This window comes from Roseicella aerolata, from assembly GCF_020523605.1.
Taxonomy (GTDB): domain Bacteria; phylum Pseudomonadota; class Alphaproteobacteria; order Acetobacterales; family Acetobacteraceae; genus Paracraurococcus; species Paracraurococcus aerolatus.
Genome location: NZ_JAJAQI010000039.1, coordinates 51569 through 58282, shown reverse-complemented (window position 1 = coordinate 58282; position 6714 = coordinate 51569). Strand labels below are relative to the sequence as shown.

At 70.9% G+C, this 6714-nt stretch carries 10 protein-coding genes; all 10 read right to left on the bottom strand.

Annotated features, from left to right (window positions below; genetic code table 11):
- Positions 1-127 precede the first annotated feature (127 nt).
- Entirely contained in the window at positions 128-487 is a 360-nt protein-coding gene (locus tag LHA35_RS21345) for a hypothetical protein (RefSeq protein WP_226611821.1), read from the bottom strand.
- The gene (locus tag LHA35_RS21340; protein ID WP_226611820.1) at positions 484-1275 is read right to left on the bottom strand and encodes an HAD domain-containing protein; all 792 of its coding nucleotides are present in this window, start codon (positions 1273-1275) and stop codon (positions 484-486) included. The genes LHA35_RS21345 and LHA35_RS21340 overlap by 4 nt, the downstream gene beginning before the upstream one ends.
- 76 nt (positions 1276-1351) lie before the next feature.
- On the bottom strand, positions 1352-1564 hold the full coding sequence (locus LHA35_RS21335) for a hypothetical protein (protein ID WP_226611819.1): 213 nt from the start codon (positions 1562-1564) through the stop codon (positions 1352-1354).
- A 478-nt stretch (positions 1565-2042) separates the two neighbouring features.
- Complete coding sequence (locus LHA35_RS21330) at positions 2043-2789, bottom strand: antitoxin Xre/MbcA/ParS toxin-binding domain-containing protein (protein ID WP_226611818.1); 747 nt, start codon at positions 2787-2789, stop codon at positions 2043-2045.
- A gap of 67 nt (positions 2790-2856) precedes the next feature.
- Positions 2857-3126: a hypothetical protein gene (locus tag LHA35_RS21325; protein ID WP_226611817.1), complete on the bottom strand. Its 270-nt coding sequence runs from the start codon at positions 3124-3126 to the stop codon at positions 2857-2859.
- Positions 3127-3186: 60 nt separating this feature from the next.
- Positions 3187-3732, bottom strand: a complete 546-nt coding sequence (locus LHA35_RS21320; RefSeq protein ID WP_226611816.1) for a hypothetical protein — start codon at positions 3730-3732, stop codon at positions 3187-3189.
- A complete protein-coding gene (locus tag LHA35_RS29025) occupies positions 3725-4456 on the bottom strand; it encodes a nucleotidyltransferase domain-containing protein (protein ID WP_226611815.1) in 732 nt (243 codons plus the stop codon). The genes LHA35_RS21320 and LHA35_RS29025 overlap by 8 nt, the downstream gene beginning before the upstream one ends.
- Positions 4453-4692: a hypothetical protein gene (locus LHA35_RS21310; protein WP_226611814.1), complete on the bottom strand. Its 240-nt coding sequence runs from the start codon at positions 4690-4692 to the stop codon at positions 4453-4455. Before LHA35_RS21310 ends, LHA35_RS29025 begins: the two co-directional genes overlap by 4 nt.
- A gap of 167 nt (positions 4693-4859) precedes the next feature.
- The gene (locus tag LHA35_RS21305) at positions 4860-6143 is read right to left on the bottom strand and encodes a hypothetical protein (protein WP_226611813.1); all 1284 of its coding nucleotides are present in this window, start codon (positions 6141-6143) and stop codon (positions 4860-4862) included.
- Positions 6143-6565 carry a hypothetical protein gene (locus LHA35_RS21300; protein WP_226611812.1) on the bottom strand — a complete coding sequence of 141 codons (423 nt, stop codon included), beginning with the start codon at positions 6563-6565 and terminating at the stop codon, positions 6143-6145. Before LHA35_RS21300 ends, LHA35_RS21305 begins: the two co-directional genes overlap by 1 nt.
- Positions 6566-6714 lie beyond the last annotated feature (149 nt).

The window sequence follows — 6714 nt, the reverse complement described above, 5'->3', positions numbered from 1 at the left end:
CGCCATGTCCAACACTCCCACCGCCCCCGACCAAAGGCCCGAGGCTAGCGTCCGAACATGGGTCAACTCTCAGTGGCAACTTAACCCCAAACCGGGTCAGCTCTCAGTGGCAATCAACACCCCGAGGTCATCGGTTCTCCTTTCCAACCTCGACGGCCATGGCGCGGTCCGGAAAGTGCCGGGAGACCCAGTCCCGGGCGTAGCTGGGGACGACGTACACAGTGATTGCGTGGCCCTCCATGGTCGCGGGCAGCGCCGCCCGCTCGAATTCGGTGTGCGCCTTCCTGAGGGCGGCCTTCTCCTCCTCCTGCGCGCACGGCTGCATCCGCAGGACGACCGCGACCTGATGGGGGAAGTCCGGAGCCGGGCGCACCGGCAGAAGGAGCACAACCTGTTCCACCAAGCCGGGGAATGCCTTCGCCGCTGCACTGGCGAATCCCTGTAGGTGCACCGCACCGACGGGACCAACCGCGTCCTCGAGGGTCATGAATCCTGGTCCTCCTCCGCCTCGTTACGGCCGAGCAGCACGTCCAGTGCATGGTCCATCTCGCGCTTGCGCGCGGCGTGGGTGGCGGCCGCAACCGTCAAGCGGCGCAGGGCTTCCTCGCGCTCACCTCGGCTGAGCAGGGCCGAGGGCCGGTGGCGCCGCGGTTCCCGGCTGTCGGCACCCTCGAGCCAGCGGCACGCCTCGACCCGGTCTCCTCCGAAAGCCCGGACGACCTGCTCCATGTTCTCCTCTGGAAGAGGGCCAACGCCGAGCCCTGCATCGATGCTGTCGAAGAACCGCACGGCGGCCGCGGCGTCTCGTACCCCCAGCCCGTCCAGTGCATTGGTCCTGAGGGTCGCGCCCGGCACGACGTCCTCGTCATCGAGCACGAGCCAGGTGCCGTGTTGGGCAACACCGCGCTCCTCGAGCCAGTGGGAGATGTCGGCGCCCTTATCCGGCGAGCTGAAACGGGCCATGGGGCAGGCCCAGTCCTCGTGGAGAAGGCCTGACGGGAATCCTTGCTCCTGCAGCTTGGCGCGGGTCTGCTCGAGGCCAACGGTGTACCGCCAGAAGCTGGCCACCACGACCTGCGCGCCGGTCACCTCGCAGATCCGGGCGAGCAGGGCGATGGCGCAGGGGTCGAAGACCGCATCGCGCCCGATCATCTCGGTCGACTGCCGTCTCGTCAGCCCCGTGCCCCTGGCCTGCAGGCTGAGGTTGGCAGGCAGCAGCCATGCTCGGCCAGAGAGCAGCACGCCGTCAATGTCGAGGAACAGGATGGGCCGCATCACTGCACCCGCTCCCGGATGCCAGCATCCGGCACCGGCCCGTTGGCCGAGGACCGGGGCGACGCGAAGCGCCACGTCATGGGCGACCTCTTCTCGCAAGACGGCGCATGTGGGACCGCGTCCAGAAGCGTACCGCGCCGCCTTTTCCTCCGCCCACCGCCGCGGGCATGTGGTTGAGGAGCATGTTGAGCAGCGCCAGTTCGACCACCTCCTGGATCGTCCGAGCGCCACTGCTCCAGAGCACGCTCTCGACGAGGTCCACGGCAAGCCTGACGTGCAGCGTCACCATCCGCCGTCGGCCCAGCAGGCCTGCGGCCCGCCCCCGCTTCCGCAGCTCCGTCGCCCGTGGCTCCAGGCCTGGCGGCTCCTGCCCGGCGGCGCGGGTGTCGGCCCGGCGGCGCTGGACCCGCTGGAGGGCCGCCCGCAGGTCCGAGTTGACGGTGGGGCCACGGCGTGGCCGCGGCACGAGGCGCCTCCGCCGCCTGCGTTCTCTCCGCCTCTGAAGCATGTCCACCATCCCCCCTGTCGTTGCCCTCGTCGCGCCGCGCCACGCCGCTGCGCCCGTCGGGCCACCTCACCGCCGGTGGAGCCGCCCGCCCTGACGCGGGGGCGCTGGACAGCGATCAGGGGCCAACCGCTCCGGTCACGAGGGGAGGGGCCGGTGACCCCACCACGCCGCGGTCGCGCGGGGCCCGGCGACGCGGACCACACCGGCGAACCCGGCAGCGGCCGCGGCAGGTGAAGGGGGTCCATTCCGTCGCGCCCCGTCATCGGCGGCGCGCCTCGAGCGCGGCGAAGCGCTCGGCCTCCCGCAGGAGGCTGTCGCCTCTGCAACCGACGGGGAACGGCGCCGATTCCGGGTCATAGGCGGTGCAGCCCGGCGACCTCGCCTCCAGCAGCCGCAGCACCCTGACGAGGCCGCGCCAGTCCTCCAGGGCAAGGTGCAGCGGCACGCCGCCGAGCTCGTCGTGCGGGCGTTTGAGCCACCGTTGACCTGCGTCCATGTCGCCGCCATGGGCCACTGTGGCGGCAAGCCTCCCGCGCATGCCTCGGCGGTTGGCCTGGCGGGCGTCCGGGAGGCGGACCGGTTGCCGGTCGACCAGCTCGTGCAGGTCGGGCTCGTCGCGCTCCCAGTACCAGAACTCCTCGAACGTCAGGCCCTGCGGACCGGGTACCGGGATGCCGTCCCGGTCGACGCTCGCCAGCAGCTCCGGGCTGACCTGCGTGGGGTCGGCGGGCAGGCCGAGCGGCGAGACGGGGAAGCCCTCGTCATGGAAGGGAACGGTGAGCAGGTTCAGGCGTCGGCCCTCGCGGTCGCGCTCGAAGCCCTCGATGAAGAGTGCGACGTCCCAGTCGCTGTCCGGCCCGCCGTTCCCGCGCGCCCGCGGCCCGAAAAGGACCATTGCGCGGAGGCGGCCAGGAAAGGCGTCCTCGACGGTGGCGCGGAACCGCCGGAGCATCTCGGCGCCAGCTTCGCCGACGACCGATGGAAGGCGGTCCCAGGGCACGCTCATGGGTCACCACTGTCCTTGGCCCGCACGGCCGGGCGGGACGTCGAGCCCGCCCGGTGCTCGGCCGCGCTCACCGGGCCCACTCCGGGACTCCGGCGTCGTCCACCGGCCCGACCGCACCGGACACGGGATCGACACGGCTCGCCATGGCCCGGACGAATGCGGCGCGGCCCTGCTGCTCGAGAGTCGGCTCGCCGGTCCACGCGATGGCGAGTGCACCGTCCGGAGCGGTGGCGATGGACCTCAGCTCGGCCATTCCCTGTCGAGCGCTCCGCCTGGCCGGGAACCCCACCTCCTCGTGGATGAACTCCTGGACCAGGTCGACCCAGCCGTCCAGCACGTCGATGCCGCCGGGCAGGAGGGCGCCGTATCAGCCCGTTGACAAAATCGGCTGCCGTGCTCAGCGCCACAGTATGTGGGACCATATAGCTCCCGACTGCCGCAACATGTTGTGCTGCCCCTGGGGCGGGGGCATTTTGTCAACGCGCTGGTATCCCTCCCGCAGCCGGTCCAGCGCGCCCGGCTCGCCCACGCCGAGCAGAGGAGTGTCCCTTGGCTCGACCGGGCCGTACCCGGCGCGCTCGCCGGGAGCCAGCGTGCAGTAATGGCCGTCGCCGATCTGCAGCACACCGGGGCGACCCGACAGCTCGCTCACCCTGTAGCTGTAGCGTTCGCCCAAGGCTCTCGCGTAGCCTATGAAATCGTCGGCTCGCCGCATGTAGAATCGGAGCCCACCGAGCTTCTCCTTGACCTGGGAGGCGATGATTCGCTTGCCGGTTCGGTCCATCACCTGGGTGGCGAGGCCGCTCAGAACGTCGACGATGGCGAACCAGCCGTCCCCGTGCGTGAAGCCGAACCCCATCAGGTTCTCGGTCAGGGGCATGTGGCGCCCCACGTAGAAGCCCGGGTAGCGACGGAACAGCAGCTGCTCGAGGGCGTCACGCATGGATGTTGCCTCCTGCCACGTCTGGCGAGGCTGGGCAGGCGAGGTCGATGCGCACGCCCTCCAGCCCGACCTCGTACATGAGCGTGGACTGGACGGCGCGGGCCTCGCGCGCCTCCGTCTCCCGCACGGCGAGGACGTCCGCCACGAGGCCAGCGTCCCGGCCGAGCCGCCAAAGGCGCACCGGCTCGCCCCCATCCTCAGGCAGGTCGTCGGGCAGGATCACCAGGAGATCCCAGTCGCTGTCGGGCCGCTGGTCCCCACGCGCCCTGGAGCCGAAGACCCATACCTCCCGGGCGGATAGGCGCTCCCTGGCCAGGGCCACGAAGTCGGCCAGCCGAGGCTCCTCGCGGAGCAACTCGCCGGGCCGCCGCACCGACGGGAGGTGCGTTCCCTGGCGGTCAATGTCGGCTAGCAGCTCTGGGCTGACGCCGCGCCGGTCGACAGGCAGACCGATCGGCGAGATGGTGAAGCCGTCGTGGTGGAAGGGGGCCACGACGAGGCTCAGGCGGCGCCCCTCTCGGTCGCGGTCGAAGCCCTTGATGAGGACGGCCACCTCCCAATCGCGGCCCGCTTCGTGGTCGCGGCGGGGACGCGAGCCGAGCAGGACCAGCGACCGCAGGCGGCCGGGGAACGCGTCCTCGACCGCGCGGCGGAACCGGCGGAGGGCATCGATCTCGGTCGGGCCGACGGCGGCGGACGGCGGATCTGACGAAACCCGTGTCACCGCGGATCCGCCCTTTCCTTGCGGCGCCGCCGGTCGCACCACCAGAGCTCGGCCAGCCCGAGCCCATAGAAAGCGATGCCACCGGCGCCGAAGGCAGTGGTCGCAATCCCCACGATCCACATGATGAGGATGGAAAGCAGCAGTGCGCCGGAAGCACTTCCGGAACCGAGAGAGCCCACTGCGCATCTGACGGACAGGCTGGCCGCCACGAAGCCAGCGATGACGGCGGCAGACATGCGCCAGCCCATCAGGCACACCGCCCATGGGCGTCCCAAGCGCGTTCGCCTCGCCGACCTGAGGTTGCCCGCATGCATGCTCTCGCGTGGTGACGGCGGCCGTGGCAGCCGCGTGGGAGGACCCCATTGGCATCGAGAACCGGAATGAGGCCCGGATCGCCATCGAGCTAGCGTTCCGACGCTGGTCGGTTGGCGGTCACCAGCTCCGCGCCGATGTGGTCCCGCAGGGCGCCGACGGCCAGGCACGCCACCTGAGTGGCCGCCCCGACTGCGGTGCCGCGTGCGGTGTCCGCCGCCATGGCGAGCTGGGTATGCGCCGCCGAGGCGAGGAGGTGAATGGCTGCGAGGGCTTCCGCGCCGAGTTCTCTGTTCTCGCCTGTCCCGGCGTTCACATTGCCATCCTGGCCCTCGGCGCTGACGACGGGAGGTTCGGCTGGCGGCAGCCCCAGCAACTCGGCCATCAGCGCCGCGCAGCCGCGAGCGCCTCGCTGGCGCGCCGCCTCGCGCATGGCCTGGGCGACAGTCGGCTTGAGGCTGATCTGCATGTCGCCTGCCTCGCGATGGTCGGCGACGATCAGCGAGCCCGAAGGATGACCAGGTGCTGGCCCTGGAGTGCTGTCCACGCGGGAGCGCCAGGCGCCATCGCCATCGTAGCCGCCCCAGGGGACAGGCACCGTGCCGTGCCCGCCTGCCAGGCGTCTCCACCATTCCGGAGACCCGTTGTCGTCCACCGGCCCGCAGGCACCCGTGACGGGATCGATCAGCGCAGCCATGCTGACGGCAAAGGTAACGACGCCGTCCTGGTAAGGGGACGAATGCGCCGTGTCCCAGGCGACGGCGAGTTGACTGACGGCACCACCGTGCCAAGCGCGAACGCAGCCCACCAGATGTGGCGTGTTGGCGAACGCCGTCAGGAGGACGTCGACGACGTCCGCCCAACCCGGCGGGACATCGATGTCCTGGTCCACGAGGTGTCCCCATCGCTGTCCGAGCAATGTGAGAGCCCGCCGTCCGCCTGCACCGACCGGCGGCCGATAGGGCCGCATGGCTCGGGCCGACACGGGCTCGCAGCCGTCCAACTCGCCCGGAGCAATCGTGCAGTACTCACCGCGCTCGTTGAACATCAGCCTGCCGGGCCTCCCGGTCAGCTCGCTCAGGGCGAGGCTCATGTGCAACGCGGCGTCGGTCGCGCCCCGTGCGAAGTGGTCTCCCCCGCTGCAGTAGAGGTGCATGCCGCCACGCCGCGGCGCAATCCGCTGTATTTGGAATTGGTCCAGCCCGGCTTGGTCCACGTGCCGCTCGAGCACGCCGGACACCGCCGACAGGACGGCGAACCGGCCGTCCCCGAGGTCGGGGCTGAACTGCTTCGGACCGCTGTCACGGCGCCCTGCGCCATACCGGTAGAGTACCGGAAACCTCGACCGTAGGAGTTCCTCCAGCTCTGGCCGCATCAGGACGGCCTCCGGCCCGCGCGCGCCAGCATGTATCGCTCCATGTTGCTGCCGAGGAAGTCCCGCACGGCCGCGGGATCGTGGAGCGGCGGGGGCGCGACATTCAGATGCCGCGACATCTTGCACGCGGCCACCCAGGCCGCGCCGGTGGCGGGGTCGCCAGTGGTCGGCGGCGTGGCGGTGTGGACGTCGAGGTGTGGCGTCACCAGCAGGGCGAACGCGATCCGGGCCTCTTCGGTGGGCAACTCCATCGCGGTGACGCGGCGACCCAGCGTGTAGCGTCTCCCGCTGAGGGTGCGTGCCCGGCCAGCCTCCGCGTCCAGCCAGACGACGGAGGTGCTGAGGACCCACGAGAGGCCGCCGGTTCCCCCGTGCTCGATGGCGAACCCGAAGAGGGCCTCGGAGCCATCGGCGAGCTCCACGAGGCACCAGGGGTCCATTACCGCTCGCGTCAACCCGTTACCACCAGCCATCTGGCACCCCCGTCTGCCTTTCGGCCTAGGCCACTATGGGCCGCAGCCGGTCCGTCGAGGTTGGCGGCCGGTGACGGCCTCACTCGGACCAACTGGGC